General features: G+C 63.5%; 12 protein-coding genes. 5 read left to right on the plus strand and 7 right to left on the minus strand.

Going from position 1 to position 17,763, the window contains the following annotated elements; all coding sequences use genetic code 11:
• Positions 1-226: 226 nt before the first annotated feature.
• The 4 genes from JJJ16_RS05480 (at position 227) to JJJ16_RS05495 (ending at position 6,038) form a co-directional block, all read left to right on the plus strand.
• Complete coding sequence (locus JJJ16_RS05480; RefSeq protein ID WP_219751670.1) at positions 227-2,041, plus strand: peptide ABC transporter substrate-binding protein; 1,815 nt, start codon at positions 227-229, stop codon at positions 2,039-2,041.
• A gap of 79 nt (positions 2,042-2,120) precedes the next feature.
• Entirely contained in the window at positions 2,121-3,080 is a 960-nt protein-coding gene (locus JJJ16_RS05485; protein ID WP_219751671.1) for an ABC transporter permease, read from the plus strand.
• Positions 3,077-3,976: an ABC transporter permease gene (locus JJJ16_RS05490; protein WP_101602131.1), complete on the plus strand. Its 900-nt coding sequence runs from the start codon at positions 3,077-3,079 to the stop codon at positions 3,974-3,976. Before JJJ16_RS05485 ends, JJJ16_RS05490 begins: the two co-directional genes overlap by 4 nt.
• A 10-nt stretch (positions 3,977-3,986) precedes the next feature.
• Positions 3,987-6,038 carry an ABC transporter ATP-binding protein gene (locus JJJ16_RS05495; protein WP_219751672.1) on the plus strand — a complete coding sequence of 684 codons (2,052 nt, stop codon included), beginning with the start codon at positions 3,987-3,989 and terminating at the stop codon, positions 6,036-6,038.
• Positions 6,039-6,916: 878 nt separating this feature from the next.
• Here the strand turns inward: JJJ16_RS05495 and JJJ16_RS05500 are convergent.
• The 7 genes from JJJ16_RS05500 to JJJ16_RS05530 all read right to left on the minus strand — a co-directional run bounded on the left by JJJ16_RS05500 (position 6,917) and on the right by JJJ16_RS05530 (position 15,116).
• Complete coding sequence (locus tag JJJ16_RS05500) at positions 6,917-7,198, minus strand: HU family DNA-binding protein (protein ID WP_003790058.1); 282 nt, start codon at positions 7,196-7,198, stop codon at positions 6,917-6,919.
• A 364-nt stretch (positions 7,199-7,562) separates the two neighbouring features.
• Entirely contained in the window at positions 7,563-8,738 is a 1,176-nt protein-coding gene (gene mmsB, locus JJJ16_RS05505; RefSeq protein WP_219751673.1) for a multiple monosaccharide ABC transporter permease, read from the minus strand.
• Entirely contained in the window at positions 8,735-10,282 is a 1,548-nt protein-coding gene (gene mmsA, locus JJJ16_RS05510; RefSeq protein ID WP_219751674.1) for a multiple monosaccharide ABC transporter ATP-binding protein, read from the minus strand. Before mmsA ends, mmsB begins: the two co-directional genes overlap by 4 nt.
• 63 nt (positions 10,283-10,345) lie before the next feature.
• Positions 10,346-11,530, minus strand: coding sequence for a multiple monosaccharide ABC transporter substrate-binding protein (chvE, locus tag JJJ16_RS05515; protein ID WP_219751675.1), 1,185 nt, complete (start codon positions 11,528-11,530; stop codon positions 10,346-10,348).
• A 238-nt stretch (positions 11,531-11,768) separates the two neighbouring features.
• Positions 11,769-13,277 (minus strand): L-arabinose isomerase, encoded by a 1,509-nt coding sequence (araA, locus tag JJJ16_RS05520; RefSeq protein ID WP_219751676.1) that lies wholly within the window; start codon positions 13,275-13,277, stop codon positions 11,769-11,771.
• A gap of 19 nt (positions 13,278-13,296) precedes the next feature.
• The gene (locus tag JJJ16_RS05525) at positions 13,297-14,010 is read right to left on the minus strand and encodes an L-ribulose-5-phosphate 4-epimerase (RefSeq protein ID WP_219751677.1); all 714 of its coding nucleotides are present in this window, start codon (positions 14,008-14,010) and stop codon (positions 13,297-13,299) included.
• 92 nt (positions 14,011-14,102) lie between these two features.
• Positions 14,103-15,116 carry a LacI family DNA-binding transcriptional regulator gene (locus JJJ16_RS05530; protein ID WP_225905002.1) on the minus strand — a complete coding sequence of 338 codons (1,014 nt, stop codon included), beginning with the start codon at positions 15,114-15,116 and terminating at the stop codon, positions 14,103-14,105.
• 165 nt (positions 15,117-15,281) lie between these two features.
• Here JJJ16_RS05530 and JJJ16_RS05535 point away from each other — a divergent pair, with 165 nt between their 5' ends.
• Complete coding sequence (locus JJJ16_RS05535) at positions 15,282-17,222, plus strand: solute carrier family 23 protein (RefSeq protein ID WP_219751678.1); 1,941 nt, start codon at positions 15,282-15,284, stop codon at positions 17,220-17,222.
• The last annotated feature ends 541 nt before the right edge of the window (positions 17,223-17,763 follow it).

Here is a 17,763-nt window from a genome sequence, read left to right on the forward strand (position 1 = left end):
CAGTAACTACAACGTTACACTGCGCTCATCGTTGAGAACAGGATCCATTATGCCCCACCGAAGAAAGTGTGACACTTCTTTCGCCGAAATATCTTGTTATTTTTTCGTAACATTCCACATTTTGGCCAAAGTGGCAACATTCGCCGACAAACTGTCATATGATGAACGTCATCTGACAGGGTTGTCATCCGTCAGTGTCCCCGATCAACGTTGATTTGGAGCAGTCATGAACCTTAGAAAGAAGCGGTGGATGGTCACCGGCGCGGCCCTCGCAATGGTCGCCTCCCTGGGCCTGTCCGCCTGTGGTGGCGGCAGCAGCAGTAGCGGCGGCGGCCAGGCAGCCAACTCGGAAACCGGAAAGAACGAGGTCACGATGGCCTCGCGTACCCCCAACTGGATCTTCCCGGTCTCCGCAAAGGGCTACACGCAGGGCGAGAACGGCCAGTTCATCCAGGCGATGTACCGCCCGCTCTTCGCCTACAAGTCCACCTCTGATACCCCCTACAAGATCAACCTCCCCAAGTCCCTGGGCACCGTTCCCGAGGTCTCTGAGGACGGCCTGACCTTCACCATCAAGCTGCGCGACGACGCCAAGTGGTCCGACGGCACGCCCGTCACCACCCGCGACGTTGAGTTCTGGTGGAACCTCGTCACCAACAACAAGGACGAGTGGGCCTCGTACAAGAAGGGCTTCTTCCCCGACGGTGCCGACCTGAAGATCGTCGACGAGCACACCTTCACCATCACCACCGAGACCAAGTTCGCCCCGGCCTGGTTCATTGACAACCAGATCAACAAGGTCGCTCTGCTCCCCCAGCACGCCTGGGACAAGTCCAGCGCCGACGAGGCCGTCTCCGACCTCGACCGCACCCCCGAGGGTGCCCAGAAGGTCTTTGCCTACCTGCAGGGCGAGGCGAAGAACCTGTCCTCCTACGCCACCAACCCGCTGTGGCAGACGGTGAACGGCCCCTGGAAGCTCAAGGAATTCACCCCCGACCAGGGCCTGACGCTCGTCCCCAACGAGAACTACTGGGGCGAGGACAAGCCCAAGATCGACGCGCTGATCTACAAGGCATTCACGGGTGACGACGCCGAGTTCAACTCCGTGCGTTCGGGCTCCATCGACTTCGGCTACATCCCCGCCGCGCAGTACAACCAGCGCAAGGCCGTCGAGGACAAGGGCTACAACGTCTTCCTGTGGCCCGGCAACTCCATCACCTACCTGGCCCTGAACTTCGCACCCCAGGCCCCCGGCTCGAAGTTCATCAACCAGAAGTACATCCGCCAGGCGATGCAGGAGCTCATCGACCAGCCGACCCTATCTGAGAAGATCTGGTCCGGCACCGCTTCCCCGACCTGTGGCCCCGTCCCCATGGCGGCTGACAAGGTCGGCACCACCGAGGGCTGCGTCTACAAGTTCGATCCGGATGCCGCCAAGAAGCTCCTTGAGGACCACGGCTGGAAGGTCGTGCCCGACGGCGAGAGCACGTGCGAGAACCCCGGCACCGGCGCCAACCAGTGTGGCGAGGGCATCGCGGCCGGCGACAAGCTGAGCTTCAAGCTCGTCTCCCAGTCGGGCTTCGTCTCCACGCACCAGATGTTCGAGGAGATCATCTCCCAGTTCGGCAAGCTCGGCATCAAGATCGACATGAACGAAGTTCCCGACTCGGTCGGCGCCTCGCAGGCATGTGACGACGAGACCCCCTGCACCTGGGACCTGTCCTTCTTCGGATCCCAGACCTCGTGGGGCTTCCCGATCTACGCCTCCGGCGAGCGCCTCTTCGCCACTGGCGCTCCCGTCAACCTCGGCCAGTACTCCAACCCCGAGGCCGACAAGCTCATCGAAGAGTCGACCCGCTCCTCCGAGCCCGACGCTCTCCAGGCATACAACGACTACCTCGCGGAGGACCTCCCCGTTCTGTGGATGCCCAACCCGTACTACCAGATCACCGCGGTGAAGAAGACGCTCGACCTGGGCGAACTCGATGCCACCGGCGACACCTGGCCCGAGGATTGGTCGTGGTCGACCGAAGGTAAGTAAGCCTTCGCCTTGACGCCTCACGGGGCAGGCGCCCGCACCCGCACATGCGGGCGCCTGCCCCCTTACTGTGGAGTTCGCAATGTTCCAATTCATCCTCAAACGCCTCGGCCAGGCAGTCGTCGTTGTCTTCCTGGTCACCATCATCACCTTCATCCTCCTCCAGTCCCAGCCGGGCGGCGCAGCCCGAGCGGCACTCGGTAAGGATGCGACCCAAGAACAGCTCGCGGCCTTCGACCACGAAAACGGTTACGACAAGCCCATCCTCGAGCAATACAAAATCTACGTCACCAAAATTGCGCACGGCGACTTCGGCTACTCCTACCAGCACAACCAGTCTGTGAACGACCTGCTGGCAGCCCGCCTGCCGCGCACCATCTTCCTGTCTCTCCTGTCCACCATCCTGGCTCTCATTGTTGCGATCCCCCTGGGCGTGTGGCAGGCCGTCAAGAGAAATAAAGCGCCCGATTACATCGTGACGATCGCGTGTCTGCTCGCTTACTCGACGCCGATCTTCTTCGCGGGCCTCCTCCTCATCGTCCTCTTCTCCCAGGTGTGGCCGATCCTGCCCAACGATGCACCGCAGGGCGAGGCCCTGTCGGTCATGTGGGAGCAGTGGGACCACCTCGTCCTGCCCGTGTGTGCCCTGTCGATCGGCACGATCGCCGCCTACGCGCGCTACGTGCGCTCCTCGATGGTGGATAACCTCAACGAGCAGTATGTGCGTACCGCTCGCGCGAAGGGTCTGTCGGAGTTCCGCGTCGTCTTCGTTCACACGCTGCGCAACGCCATGTTCCCCGTCATCACGATGATCGGCCTGTACATCCCCGCGATGTTCAGCGGCGCCCTCGTCATCGAGACCCTCTTCAACTTCAACGGCATGGGCTACCTGTACTACCAGGCGACCGGCAGGCGCGACTACCCGATTCTCCTCGGCGTCGCCCTGATTATCTCCTTTGCGACCGTCATCGGCGCGCTCCTGGCAGACTTCCTCTACGCCGTCGCTGATCCCCGTATCCGACTGGCAGGACGTGCCAAATGACCACTGCAACAGCACCCATCGCTGCGCCGGCCAAGGCGCGCACCGCCCGCAAATCGACGAAGCTGCAGGGCCTGCAGGTCTTCATGGAAAACAAGCTCGCCGTCTTCGGCGTGTGCCTGATCCTCATCCTGATGGCCTTCTCCTTCATCGGTCCCCTGTTCTACGTGACCGACCAGATCCACACGGACCTGTCGAACTCGGCGCTGCCTCCCTCCGCCGAGCATCCACTCGGCACCGACATGGTTGGATACGACCAGCTCGGACGCCTCATGAAGGGCGGCCAGACCTCGATCATCGTCGGTCTGTTCGCCGGCATCTTCGCCACCACGATCGGCACGCTCTACGGCGCGATCGCCGGCTTCGTGGGTGGCTGGATCGACGCAATCATGATGCGCATCGTTGACGCGCTCATGTCCGTGCCCGTCCTGTTCCTCTTCATGCTGATCGCCACGATGATCCCGCCGACCGTCCCGGTCCTCATCATCATCATGTCGGCCCTGTCCTGGCTGGGTACGTCCCGACTGATTCGAGGCGAGGCCCTGTCCCTGCGCACGCGCGAGTACGTCGTCGCGATGCGCGGCATGGGCGGCTCGATGCCCCGAGCGATCCGGACGCACATCGTCCGTAACACGATCGGTACCGTCATCGTCAACGCGACTTTCCAGGTCGCAGACGCCGTCCTCTACGTCGCCTACCTGTCGTTCCTCGGCCTGGGCGCGCAGCCTCCCGCCACTGACTGGGGAGCCATGCTCTCCAACAGCCAGTCGCACGTCTACTCGGGCAACTGGTGGCTGCTCTACCCGCCGGGCGTCCTCATCATCCTGCTGGTCCTGTCGTTCAACTTCATCGGCGACGGCCTGCGTGACGCCTTCGAAGTTCGACTGCGCAAGAGGTGAGCACTGAACTATGAATACTCCACTCCTTCAGATCAAAGATCTACACACCGATATTGAGATCCGCAACGGCGTTGTTCGCGCCCTCTCGGGTGTCGACCTGCACGTGAACCCGGGCGAGACCCTCGGCATCGTGGGCGAGTCCGGATCGGGCAAGACCATGACGGCTCTGTCCCTCATGGGTCTGCTCCCCCAGGGCGGCAAGGTCTCCTCCGGCTCGATCATCCTCGACGGCCAGGACCTGACGAAGATGCCGCTGCACATGAAGCGCAAGATGCGTGGCACCAAGGTCGGCATGATCTTCCAGGATCCGCTGACCTCCCTGAACCCGACTATGAAGATCGGCCTTCAGGTGTGCGAACCGCTGCGCGTGCACGAGAATCTCTCGAAGAGGGAAGCCCTCGCGCGCGCCGTCGAGATCCTCAAGCGCGTCGGCATGCCTCGCCCCGAGGTTGTCATCAACAACTACCCGCACCAGCTCTCGGGCGGCATGCGCCAGCGCGTCATGATCGCCATGGCCCTCGTGTGCAAGCCGCGTATTCTCATCGCGGACGAGCCTACGACGGCCCTGGATGTCACGACGCAGATGCAGATCCTCGACCTCATCGACGAGCTGCGCGACGAGTACAAGATGGGCGTCATCCTCATCACCCACGACCTGGGTGTTGTTGCCGGCCACACCGACCGTGTCGCCGTCATGTACGCCGGCCGTATCGTCGAAACCGCGCCGACGAAGACGTTGTTCACCGAGCCGAAGCACCGCTACACGAGCTCACTGATGGCGGCACTGCCCGAGCGCGCCCTTGCGGCCGGTACGAAGCTCTTCTCGATCCCCGGCGCTCCCCCGTCGCTGACCAACCTGCCGAAGGGATGCCGCTTCGCGGCCCGCTGCCTGTGGGCCACAGACGAGTGCCTCGCCGACTACCCGTCCCTGAGCGGCGACGACTCCCACACCTTCTCCTGCTTCCACCCGGTGCAGGAGGGCGACGAGTCCCCCGCGGTCCTCCAGGCCAAGCTGGATTCCGGCAAGGCCGAGGACGCGGTCGACGCCACCGGGCAGATCTCCCACGAGGTACTCCTCGACGTCAAGGAGGCATCGCGTGAGTACGAGTCGGCAGGCTCCGGCTTCTTCAAGCGCGATAAGGGCGTCGTTTCCGCCGTCGACCGCGTGTCCATCACGGTCAACAAGGGCGAGACCTACGGCCTCGTCGGCGAGTCCGGCTGCGGTAAGTCCACCGTTGGCCGCCTCATCGCAGGCCTCGAGCGCCCGTCGGGCGGTGCCATCGAACTCGATGGACGCGACCTGGCCACGCTCAAGGGACGCGACGCTGTGCGCATCCACCGAGACGTGCAGATGATGTTCCAGGACTCCTACGCGGCAATGGACCCGCGCATGCGCATCGACCAGATCCTGGCCGAGCCCATGAGCATCCAGAAGACCGGTAACGCTCGCCAGATCGCCGGGCGCATCATGGAGATCCTCGAGCAGGTCGGTCTGACCGAGGAGATCCTGGACCGCTACCCGCACGAGTTCTCGGGCGGACAGCTCCAGCGCATCGGCTTCGCTCGCTCACTGACCCTGGCTCCCGACCTGATCGTGGCCGACGAGCCTGTCTCGGCGCTTGACGTCTCCGTCCAGGCGCAGGTCCTCAACCTCATGAAGGACCTGCAGCAGGAGCTGGGCCTTTCCTACCTGTTCATCAGCCACGACCTGGCGGTCGTTCAGTACATGGCCGATCGCATCGGCGTCATGTACCTGGGCCACATCGTCGAGGAGGGCCCCGCGCACGAGGTCGTCAAGAACCCGAAGCACCCCTACACGAAGGCGCTCATCGACTCGATCCCCGTGCCGGACCCCGAGTTCCAGCACGACGAGAGTGCCATCAAGCTCACCGGCGAGCCGCCGAGCGCCGTCAACCCACCCAAGGGTTGTCGCTTCCGCCCGCGCTGCCCGTTCGCTGGCGAGGAGTGCAAGGTGCAGCCCATGCTCACGGACGAGACGCACCGCGTGGCGTGCCACCACCCGCTCTTGACGCTGAGCGTCAAGGAAGAGGTGAACGCCTAACACACACGTTCATGCGAACTCCATGCGTTGCCCCCCAGCCCGCTGATGCGAGCCGGGGGGCAACGTTATGCGCGACAGTCACGTCATCGGGCCGCTATGCGCGTCTGAGGGGCGCAGGGCTGTGTCGCCCTCCCGGTGCCCACCGCTGCGCCTCAGACAGGATGCGCCCCAGGGCGAAGATTCCACCTGATCGGGAGCATTCAACCCGTTAGGGAAGATTCAACCCGATCAGAAGAGGTTGAATCTTCCCGATCGGGTGTAACACCTCATCAGGCACAAGCCTCGTCGCGGAGCTGGCCGCTCATGACCTTCCCCGTTATTGCTGGCGACACCCTACCGGCGTTTCTCGGCGCCCAGCCGGGCAGTCATGCACTAGTGAGGGAACATGACACCAGGGGTAATGGCGGGGGGTTTTGCAGCATTAGGAGCCTCCCTTCGGCGTGTCACCGGCGTGTCGCGCCCCTCATGGTGCAAATCCCCCCCGTCTGGTGGCGGCGAGGTCACAGTTCGGGGCGGTAAGGCGCCCAAATCGCAGACCACCTCGGTGAAAAACACTGAAAATAGGGTGCTGCGGCTGAGGTGGTCTGCGTTTTGGGCACAACGGTGCCTGGCCGGGTGTGTTGGTCGCACGCAAACCGCTGAATATGCGCGTCAACCCCTTGATACGCACGTAAACCTCTAGATGTGCGCGTGGGCAGCGCTGCCCACGCGCATATCATCGGGTTAACGTGCGAGGTGTCGCACCCACTCGCATGTCATCGGGCCCACGTGCGCATTAGCGGGCCCACGTCCGCGGCGAAGAGCACAGGACCGCACAGACGCGTGTGGGGCACGACCACTCGGTCGTGCCCCACAGGCTATTCGCTAGTGTCAGCGCGTCACTTGGAGACGGCCTTCTTCAGCGTGGAGCCAGCGGAGAGCTTCACACCGTAGCCAGCGGGGATCTTGATCTCTTCGCCGGTGCGGGGGTTACGGCCGGTGCGGGCGGCGCGCTCAACACGCTCGACGGAGAGCAGACCGGTCACCTTGACGGCCTCGCCCTTAGCCAGGGACTCAACGAGGACGGCCTGGAAGGCGGCCAGGGCCTCGTCGGCCTTCGCCTTGGTCAGGTCGGCACGTTCGGCAATCTGAGCGACAAGCTCGGTACGGTTCACGGACATTGAGAAACCTCATTCCTGTTCGTTCTTGGTTACCACTGTCGTGGCCACGAATGACACACTACGAAATCTTTGGCGATTTTGCCGACTTTAGGGCCAGATTTCGCGGATTTCACGAAAATATCTCGTTTTTTTGCTCAAAAACCGTCAATTCTGTGCGACAGATCACTCAAACTTGCCGAGTGGTTGCAATTCTGCGGAACTCAAATGCGCCGCCACCGGCACGTTTTTCGGTAACAGGAACTTTTCCCTGCACCCAGTGCGCACCCCTCTCATTAGACCTGACAAACATAGACGACCGACATACAAAAGGGCGGGGAGCGACCGCATGGCCGCTCCCCGCCCTGATGAGAAGCTTCGCGATACCTCAGGCCGAGGCGCGCTGCTTGTTCCACACGTCGAAGGCAACCGCCAGGAGCAGGACAGCGCCCTTGACGATCTGCTGGGTGGAGGTGGAGGCACCCATGAGCTGCATGCCGTTAGACATGACGGCCATGATGAGGCCACCGATGAGGGCGCCGGACAGACGTCCAATACCGCCGGTCGTCGACGCACCACCGATGAAGCAGGCGGCGATCGCGTCGAGCTCGAACATGTTACCCGCCGAGGGCTGCGCGCCGTTCATACGCGCCGAGTAGACGACGCCGGCAACGCCCGCGAGGAAGCCCATGTTGACGTAGCACCAGAAGGTCACCTTCTTAACGTCGATGCCGGACAGGGCAGCGGCGGACTTGTTGCCACCGATCGCGTACACGTCGCGGCCGAACATCGTCGACGACGCGAGGGTTCCGAAGACGAGAACGAGGATCGCCAGGAGGATCAGCACGATGGGCAGGCCACGCTCGGTGGAGAGCTTGTACGCGAACCACATGACGACAACGGCGGTGACGACGATCTTCGCGACGAACAGCCACATCGCCTCAACCGCCTGGTTGTAGGAGATGCGTGCACGGCGGGTGCGCACCTGCTGGTAGGCGAATCCTGCCACGCCGATGCCGAAGATCACCAGGGTGAAGACGTCGAAGCCATTACCGCCCAGGAGACCGTTGAGGAAGCCGTTGGCGATGTTGTAGTAGCCCTTGGGGAAAGGCGAGAGCGAGACGTTGTCGAGAACCTGGTAGGTCAGGCCACGGAACAGGAGCATGCCGGCCAGCGTGACGATGAAGCCGGGGATGCCCACGTAGGCGACCCAGAAACCCTGGAATGCACCGATCAGGATACCCATGACGAGGGCGGCGACGACACCAACCCACCAGGGGTAGCCCTGCTTGATGACGAGAACGCCACTGAGGGCGCCGGTCACGGCCACAACCGAGCCGACGGAGAGGTCGATCTGGGCCAGGACGATGACGAAGAGCATGCCGATCGCGAGGATCAGGATGTAGGAGTACTGCAGAACGATGTTCGTCAGGTTGCCCGACGAGAGGAAGGTGTCGGGGTTGAACGCCCAGAAGAGGACGACGATGGCGATGAACGCGATGAAGATGCCGCCCTGACGCAGGTTGGCCTTCAGCGTGTCAACCAGGCTGATTTCGGCGGTCATTTCTGGTCCTCCCTTGCGGGTTCGATAGTCATGAGTTCCATGAGGTTTTCCTGGGTGGCGTCTTCGGCCTTGACCTCGCCGGTGATGCGGCCGTACGCCAGGGTGTAGATGCGGTCCGAGACGCCGAGGACTTCCTCGAGCTCGGAGGAGATGACGATGACGGCCTTGCCTTCTTCGACCATCTTGTTGATGAGCGTGTAGATCTCGAACTTCGCGCCGACGTCGATGCCACGCGTGGGTTCGTCGAGGATGAGGACGTCTGCGTCCGTGTAGAGCCACTTGGACAGGACGACCTTCTGCTGGTTGCCGCCCGACAGGGAGCCGGTCTTTTGGAGGACCGAGTTGGATCGGATGTTCATCCGTTCCTTGTAGTCGGCGGCGACCGCCAGTTCCTTGTGTCCATCGACGAGGCCTCGGCGCGAGAGCTTGAACAGGCCTGCGGTGGCCACGTTATGCCGAATGTCGTCGATGAGGTTGAGACCGTACTGCTTGCGATCCTCGGTCGCGTAGGCGATGCCGTGCTTGATCGCGTCCGAGACGGTCTTGATCTTAATCTCTTTACCGTCCTTGAAGAGCTTGCCCGAGATACGCGTACCGAAGGAGCGGCCGAAGATACTCATCGCAAGCTCGGTACGTCCGGCACCCATGAGGCCGGCAATGCCGACGACCTCGCCATGACGCACGTTGAAGGAAGCCCCGGAGATCACGACGCGCCCTGCCTGGGACGGGTGGTAGACGGTCCAGTCTTCCACGCGGAAGACCTCCTCGCCGATCTCCACGTTGCGCTCGGGGTAGCGCTGGGTAAGATCGCGGCCGACCATGAGCGAGATGATCTTGCCCTGCGTAGAGGCGGGGTCCTTCATGTCGATCGTCTCGATGGTCTGGCCGTCGCGCAGGATCGTCGTGCGGTCGGCGATCTCGGCGATCTCTCCGAGCTTGTGGGAGATGATGACGATGGCCACGCCCTGGTCGCGCAGGCTGCGCACGAGGTCGAGGAGCTGGGCCGAGTCGTTGTCGTTGAGGGCGGCGGTGGGCTCATCCAGGATCAGCAGGCGCACATCCTTGGACAGAGCCTTGCCGATCTCGATGAGCTGCTGCTTGCCCACGCCGAGCGTGCCAACCTGGGTCGTCACGTTTTCCTTCAGGCCGACCTTTTCCAGGACCTTTTCGGCGCGGTGGTTGACCTCATGCCAGTCGATGAGGCCGAGCTTGCGGGGCTTCTCAGCGCCCAAGAAGATGTTTTCCGCGATCGACAGGTAGGGAACGAGGGCCAGCTCCTGGTGAATGATGCCAATGCCGAGCGCCTCGGAGTCCTTGATGGAGCGGAATTGGACTTCCTTGCCATCGAAGATGATGGTGCCGTCGTACTGCCCGTGGGGGTAGACGCCGGAGAGAACCTTCATAAGGGTGGACTTGCCGGCGCCGTTTTCGCCGCACAGGGCGTGAACTTCACCGGGGCGGACATCAAGGTTGACGTGCTTGAGGACGGGCACGCCATTGAAGCCTTTGTCGATGTCACGCATTTCCAAAATGTTCTGCGTCATGTTTGCATTCCTCGAATCGGAAGGGGTGGGGTGCGGGGCGAGTGCCCCGCACCCCGTCGTCGCTTACTTCTTCACGACGCCCGCATCAACGTCGGCCTGGGTGAAGTAACCGGAGTCGATGAGCTTTTCCTTGAGGTTGTCGGCGTAGATGGTCTCGACCTCGAGCAGGTAGGAGGGCACGACCTTCACACCGTTGTTGTAGGTGGTGGTGTCGTTGGCCTCGGGCTCCTTGCCCTCAGCCATCGCCTTGATGACCGTCACGGCCTGGGCGGCCAGGGTACGGGTGTCCTTGAAGATGGTGGACTGCTGGATGCCGTCGGCGATCATCTTGGTGGAGGCGATCTCGGCGTCCTGGCCGGTCACGATGGGCAGGCCGTCCTTGATGGCGGGGCCGTAGCCGGCGCCCTGGAGGGCGGTGATGATGCCGCGGGAGATGCCATCGAAGGGCGAGAGCACGCCGGCGAGGGGCTCAGAGCCGCCGCCGTAGGTCGAGGTCAGCAGGTCCTCCATGCGCTTCTGGGCGACTTCCTGCTGCCAGCGCAGAATGGCGACCTGGTCGAAGTTGGTCTGGCCCGACTTCACGACGAGGGTGCCATCGTCGAGGAAGGGCTTGAGGACGCTCATGGCGCCATCGAAGAAGAACTTGGCATTGTTGTCGTCGGGCGAACCGGCGAAGAGCTCAATGTTGAGCGGGCCCTTGGGAGCGTTATCGAGCTTCTTGCCGTCCTTGTCGGTCAGGCCCAGGCCGTACAGCAGGGCGTTGCCCTGTGCGACGCCGACCTTGAAGTTGTCGAAGGAGACGTAGAAGTCAACGTTCTCGTTGTCGCGGATGAGGCGGTCATAGGCGATGACCGGGATGTTCTTCGAGCCGGCGGTGTCCAGCTGGCTGGAGAGGGCCGTGCCGTCAATGGAGGCGATGACCAGGATGGTGGCACCGTTGGTGATCATCTGGTCGATCTGCTGGGTCTGGGTGGGGATGTCGTCGTTGGCGAACTGGAGGTCAACCTCGTATCCGGCCGCCTCGAGGCCCTCCTTCACCGCGTTGCCGTCGGCGATCCAGCGCTCCGAGGTCTGGGTCGGCATCGCGACGCCGACCTTGACCTTGCCGCCGTTCGAGGCCGCAGCGCCACTATCGGAATTGGAAGCGCCGCCGGCACCGCCGCCTGCGCATCCGCTCAGTGCAAGGGCACCGGCCGCAAAAGTGGCCGCAACCGTTGCCATCTTGCCAAAGAAACCACGTGTCTTCATGGAATATCTCCTGTTAATTTCCTCGACATCACTGTCGATGAGTGTCACGTCTCCACACATCCGTCGTGTGGTCTGACAACTTTTACCATATGAGAGAGGGGACACCCTCGCATTGCCCAATTGATAACGTTCCAATAACAATTGTTAACGTTCACAACTTTAAGAACGGACATATACACAAAGGAATCCCCAGGCTGTGTGGGGCGAGACGACCCCACACAGCCAATGTGAGCGGGTTTTACAGCCCCTCTGCGAGGCGATGGTACGCCTGGTTCCAGCGCACGCCGGAGGCGAAGTCGCGTCGCGTCGTCGACTCGTCGATGACGACGAGTTCCATGTGCGCCAGCGCCGCAAAGTTCTCCCACACCTCGGGCTCAATCTGCGTCGACATGCACGTGTGGTGCGCCCCGCCTGCCGTCAGCCACGCCTCGACGGAAGTGTAGAAGTCGGGCTCGGGGATCCACATCGCGCGGGCGACGGGGAGCTTGGGCATCGGCTGGGGAGGCTCGATGACATTGACAATGTTCGCGGTGAGGCGGAAGCGGTCGCGCATGTCGGACATGGCGACAACGACGCCGCGTCCCGGGGCCGCGTCGAAGACCATGCGGACAGGATCCTCGCGATCCCCGATGCCCAGGGGGTGAATTTCGATGCGCGGACGGGCGTTCGTCAGCGAGGGGCACACCTCGAGCATGTGAGCGCCCAGGATCATCTCCTGGCCCTCGACAAGGTTGTAGGTGTAGTCCTCCATGAGCGAGGCGCCGCCGGGCAGCCCCTCCCCCATGACCTTCGCGGCGCGCACGAGGACCGCGGTCTTCCAGTCCCCCTCGGCACTGAAGCCATAGCCGGCCTCGGTCAGGCGCTGCACGGCCAGGCCGGGGAGCTGACGGAGCCCGCCAAGGTCTTCGAAGTTGGTCGTGAAGGCCATCGCCCCGCGCTCCTCGAGGAAGGTGCGCAGTGCGATCTCCTCGCGGGCGGCGTAGCGCAGCGATTCCGCCCGATCCCCACCCGGGGCCAGCTCGGGGGCCACGTCGTAACGCTCGCAGTATTCGGCCACGAGGGCGTCGATAGCGGCCTCGTCCACGGCGTCAACGACGGCGACGAGGTCGTTGACCGACCACGTGTTGACCGAGACGCCGAGGCGACGCTCAGCCTCGGTCTTATCGCCCTCCGTGACGGCCACGTTGCGCATGTTGTCGCCGAAGCGCACGACGCGCAGCTCGTTGGTCGCCGCGAAACCGCCGGCCGCGCGCACCCAGTTGGCGACGCGACGACGCGTGTTCTCCTGCGAGGCATGACCGACGACCGTGGCGCGAGCCAGGCCCAGGCGCGTGAGGATGTAGGCGTATTCGCGGTCACCGTGCGCCGCCTGGTTCAGGTTCATGAAGTCCATGTCGATGCTGTCCCAGGGGATTTCGACATTGGCCTGGGTCGCCAGGTGCAGCAGGGGCTTGCGCAGGACCTCGAGGCCGCGGATCCACATCTTCGCGGGGCTGAACGTGTGCATCCAGGAGATGACACCAAGGACGCGGTCGTCCGCGCTAGCCTCGAGCATTGCTCGCTTGATGGCGTCGGAGTCCTTCAGGACGGGCTTCCACACGATCGGCGCGGGAAGTAGGTCGGATTCGTTGAGCAGGCGCACAACCTCGCGGGACTGCTCGGCGACCTGCGCCAGCGTTTCCTCGCCGTACAGGTCCTGGCTGCCGGTGACGAACCAGACCTCGCGGCCCTCGTAGAAACTGGTCACGGTGAAATCTCCTTTGATGTCAGTGCTGTCCGTAGACGTTTTGGTAGCGGTCGTAGAGGGAATCAATGTGGTGCTGCTCGATGGGAACGAGAGGCCCGCCCGCGCGCGCGACGTGCACGGTCTTGGCGACCTCCTCGACCATGACAGCGGCCTTGACGGCGGCGCGCGCGTCGCGCCCGATCGTGAAGGGGCCGTGGTTGCGCATGAGGACCGCCGGCGAGCGTGATTCGCGCAGGGTGTCGACGATGCCGCGCCCGATCGAGTCGTCACCAATGAGGGCGAAGGGGCCGACGGGGACGGGACCGCCGAACTCGTCACCCATCATGGTCAGGACGCAGGGAATCTCCTCTCCGCGCGCAGCCCATGCGGTGGCGTAGGTGGAGTGCGTGTGCACGACGCCGCCCACCTCGCTCATGTGGCGATAGACGTAGGCGTGCGCGGCGGTATCCGAGGAGGGAGACCCCTCCCCCAGCACAAGGTTTCCGTCGAGGTCACACACGACCATCGCCTCGGGGCTCAGGTCGTCGTAGGACACACCCGAGGGTTTAATGACGAGGAGGTCCTGGCTGCCATCCTCGGCCTCGCCGCGCACGCGCTGAGAGACATTTCCGGCCGTCCAGACGACGAGGCCCCAGCGGGGCAGCTCGGCATGCAGGGTGGCGACGTATTCACGAACGCGCTCGATCTCGCGCGCGAACTCTGGGGTCCATGTGTCGGGGTTGCGGTGATCCATTCGTACTCCTCACTGAGCGCCGATGAGCATCGGTTGGGTTAACGTTAACATTCGTCCGCGCATGAAAGCAAGTACGACTACCGAAAGAGCCTCTAACGAGGGCAAACTCCCGTCGAACCGCGCACAACGAGGCGTGTTGGACGCACGTACGTGTCCACCAAGTCCCCATCGAGCGCGTGGCTGACCGCCTCAAGCGCACAGCGCCCAAGGTCCGCGAAATCCTGGCGCACCGTCGTCAGCCCCGGACCCGCGTAGGCGGCGATCGGCACATCGTCGAAACCCGCGACCGACACGTCGCCCGGAACGCTCACCCCCGCCTCGGCGAAGGCGCGCAGGAGACCCACCGCGACCTCGTCGTTCGCGCACATGACGGCGTCCGGAAGGCCATCCTCGACGAGGCTCTGCCCGGCTACGTACCCCCAGCGCGCCTCCCACGAGCCGACGAGCGGCTCGCGCTTCGAGAGGCCCGCCTCATCCACTGCCTCGCGCCAGCCGGCCACGCGTTCGCGCGCCTCGAACCACTCCTGAGGGCCCGCCACGCAGGCAATGTCCCGATGCCCCAGCGACATGAGGTGCTCCGCGAGCGCTCGCGCACCTCCACGCTGATCCGCGTGAACGACGGACACCCCGCGACCGAACGTGCGCCCGCCGGAGACCGCGACCACCGGCACGGACGCACCCTGGGATGCCACGGCCTCAGCGAGAGAATCCACCGGCGCGATGACCACGATCGCCTCGGCCGCCAGGGAGGAGAAGTGGTCGAAGGCACTGGCCACGTCGTCAGCTCCGAAACGATCGAGGGCCACGACCGACGTGAAAAGACCAGCCTCGCGGGCGGCGACCTCCAGGGCCACCAGCATCGAGGAGGGACCGAAGTGGGCCGAGGTCGTGGTCACGACGCCGATAATGCCTGAGCGGGCAGTCACCAGGGCACGGGCCACCGAGTTCGGGCGGTATCCCAGCTGATCAATCGCGGCCTGCACGCGCTCGCGCGTCCGAGGCGACACACGCCCCTTGCCGTTCACCACGCGAGACACCGTCTGATGCGAGACACCGACCAATTCAGCCACGTCCGCCATCGACGGAGGACGACCATTGCGCGTCATACCGGCCTCCCTCCCGCATGCGTCACACTGTGCTCACATCGTAAACGACGAGAGCCCACGACATAGAACTCGCCACACTTTTTAAATAACTCGTAAAACAATCGTGCCGATCACAGAGAATGGAGGGGTCCCTTCAACACTTGGATAAAGGTCCAGGAGACACAGATGGCATCAAGCCCCTCGTCCGCTCCCCACCCCGTCGATCAAGTCCCTCCCTTTGGGAAACTCACCATTCTGGGCATTCAGCATGTCCTCGCGTTCTACGCGGGCGCCGTGGTCGTCCCGCTCGTCATTGTCAAGCAGCTTGGACTCGATGATGAAACGCTTATTCACCTCATCAACGCAGACCTGCTCACCTGCGGCATCGCCACCATCATCCAGTCGGCCGGTATCGGCCGCTTCATCGGCGTGAAGCTCCCCCTCATCCAGGGAGTCACCTTCACCGCCGTCTCCCCCCTCATTGCGATCGGTGCGGCTGCGACGCCGCCCGGCGCCGACCCAAAGACCGGCCTGGCCACCATGTACGGCTCCATCATCGCCGTCGGCCTCATCGTCTTCCTGGTCGCTCCTTTCTTCGCCAAGCTCCTGCGCTTTTTCCCGCCGGTCGTCACGGGCACGCTCCTGACCGTCATGGGCACGACGCTCCTGTCCGTCTCTGCCGACGACATTTTGAGGTGGACTGACGATGCACCGGCGGACACGAAGGCGGCGCTCACCTTAGAATCGCTCGCGTACGCCATCGGCACCATCGTCATCATCGTCCTCATCCAGCGCCTCTTCAAGGGCTTCATGGGGACCCTCTCGGTCCTTCTCGGCCTCGTCATTATGACGGGCGTCGCCTTCGCAATGGGCAAGACCGATCTAACAGGCGTTGGAAACGCCAGTTGGGTGGCCGTCACCCACCCCTTCTTCTTCGGGCTCCCCCAGTTCTCCATCACCGCCATCATCGCGATGATCATCGTCATGGCCGTGACCGCCGTGGAGACCACGGGCGACGTCTTCGCCACCGGCGAGGTCGTGGGCAAGCGCATCGCCCCGCGCGACATCGCCAACGCCCTGCGCGCCGACGGCCTGTCCACGCTGCTGGGCGGCGTCCTCAACTCCTTCCCCTACACCTGCTTCGCGCAGAACGTCGGCCTCGTGCGCCTCACCCGCGTGAAGTCCCGCTGGGTCGTCACCGCCGCGGGCGTCTTCATGATCATCCTGGGCCTGCTCCCCAAGGCCGCGGCCATCGTCGCAGCCATCCCCTCCCCCGTCATCGGCGGCGCCTCCCTGGCGATGTTCGCCAACGTCGCCGTCGTCGGCATCCAGACCCTGTCAAAGGTCGACCTGCGCGACAGCCGCAACGCCGTCATCGTCTCCACCTCGATCGGCCTGGCACTCCTCGTCACCTTCAGGAGAGCAGACATAGTCGCGGCCATGCCCTCCTGGCTGCAGATCATCTTCGGCTCCGGCGTGACCATCGGCTCGCTGACGGCCATCATCCTGAACCTCTTGTTCTTCCACATCGGACGCCCGGCCTCGCCGGACGTGGCCGTGGTGGACGGCAAGAAGATCAACCTGGACGACGTCAACGCGATGGATCGCGACCAGTTCGTAGCAACCTTCTCGTCGATGTTCTCCGCTCACACGTGGCCGGTCGAGCGAGCCTGGGAGTCCCGTCCCTTCGCCTCCGTGTCCGAGCTGCGCTCCTCCTTCGAGGACGCCGTCCTGGCGGCCAGCCCCGAGGAGGCCGAGGAGCTCATCGCGTCCTACACGGACGTCGTCTCCCTGGTCCTCGACGGCGCGGGCGACGAGCAGGCCAGCACGGACACCTCGTCCCTGTCGGTGGGCGATGTGACCTCCGAGGAAGCCGAGGAGCTGCGCGCCCTGGCTGCCGCCTACCGCGAGAAGTTCGGCCGCCCGCTGGTCATCTGCGTGGACAACGTGGTGGACCGCAAGCACCTGCTGTCCTCGGGCTGGCGCCGCGTCGAGCACTCCCCCGCCCGCGAGGCTCGCTTCGCGCTCGGCGAGGTCATCGACATCGCCGACCTGCGTTTCGATCAGCTGGTCGCCGACGCCAACCCCATGCGCGCCGCGTGGGACGCCGGCTTTGAGCGCCTCTGAGTAGCTCGCAACGACGAGGCCGGGGCGCGTCGGGCGATATGCCTGACGCGCCCCGGCTTTTTCAGGCCCACAACACCCCAGCCAGACAAAAGTCGCACGTAATTCGACTGCATGAATATTCAACAACATCCAGAAACGTTGCAATTCCAATGACCACAATTCAATGTTTGAAGCAGCCGCGGGGGAATTACGTGCGAAATTGGTGAGCAGCACGAAAGATGCCTGAAACAGCATTCTTCCCACAGCACACAGTTCCCACGACTCGCTCCCGGTGCAGATACGCCGAGGGGCCGACCTGGCGGTCGACCCCTCCGCGTATCCCATCAACACAGTGCAAGTTGTCCCAGAAGGCTCCTCAATGATGTCTCGTCGGCATCGCTCGGGCCCGGCCCGTGCCGTATTCCCTTGTGATGACACCTACTGTAGGCACCCAACCTTGCGGCAACGGCAAGGCAAGCTGAGAAAATCCTGGGATTTTAACCCCGCAGATAATTGACTGATCACAAGACGAGTGTGCGCCCGCGGTTTCCCGGGGGCGCAC

The sequence above is a fragment of the Schaalia sp. ORNL0103 genome (assembly GCF_019429565.1).
GTDB lineage: Bacteria > Actinomycetota > Actinomycetes > Actinomycetales > Actinomycetaceae > Pauljensenia.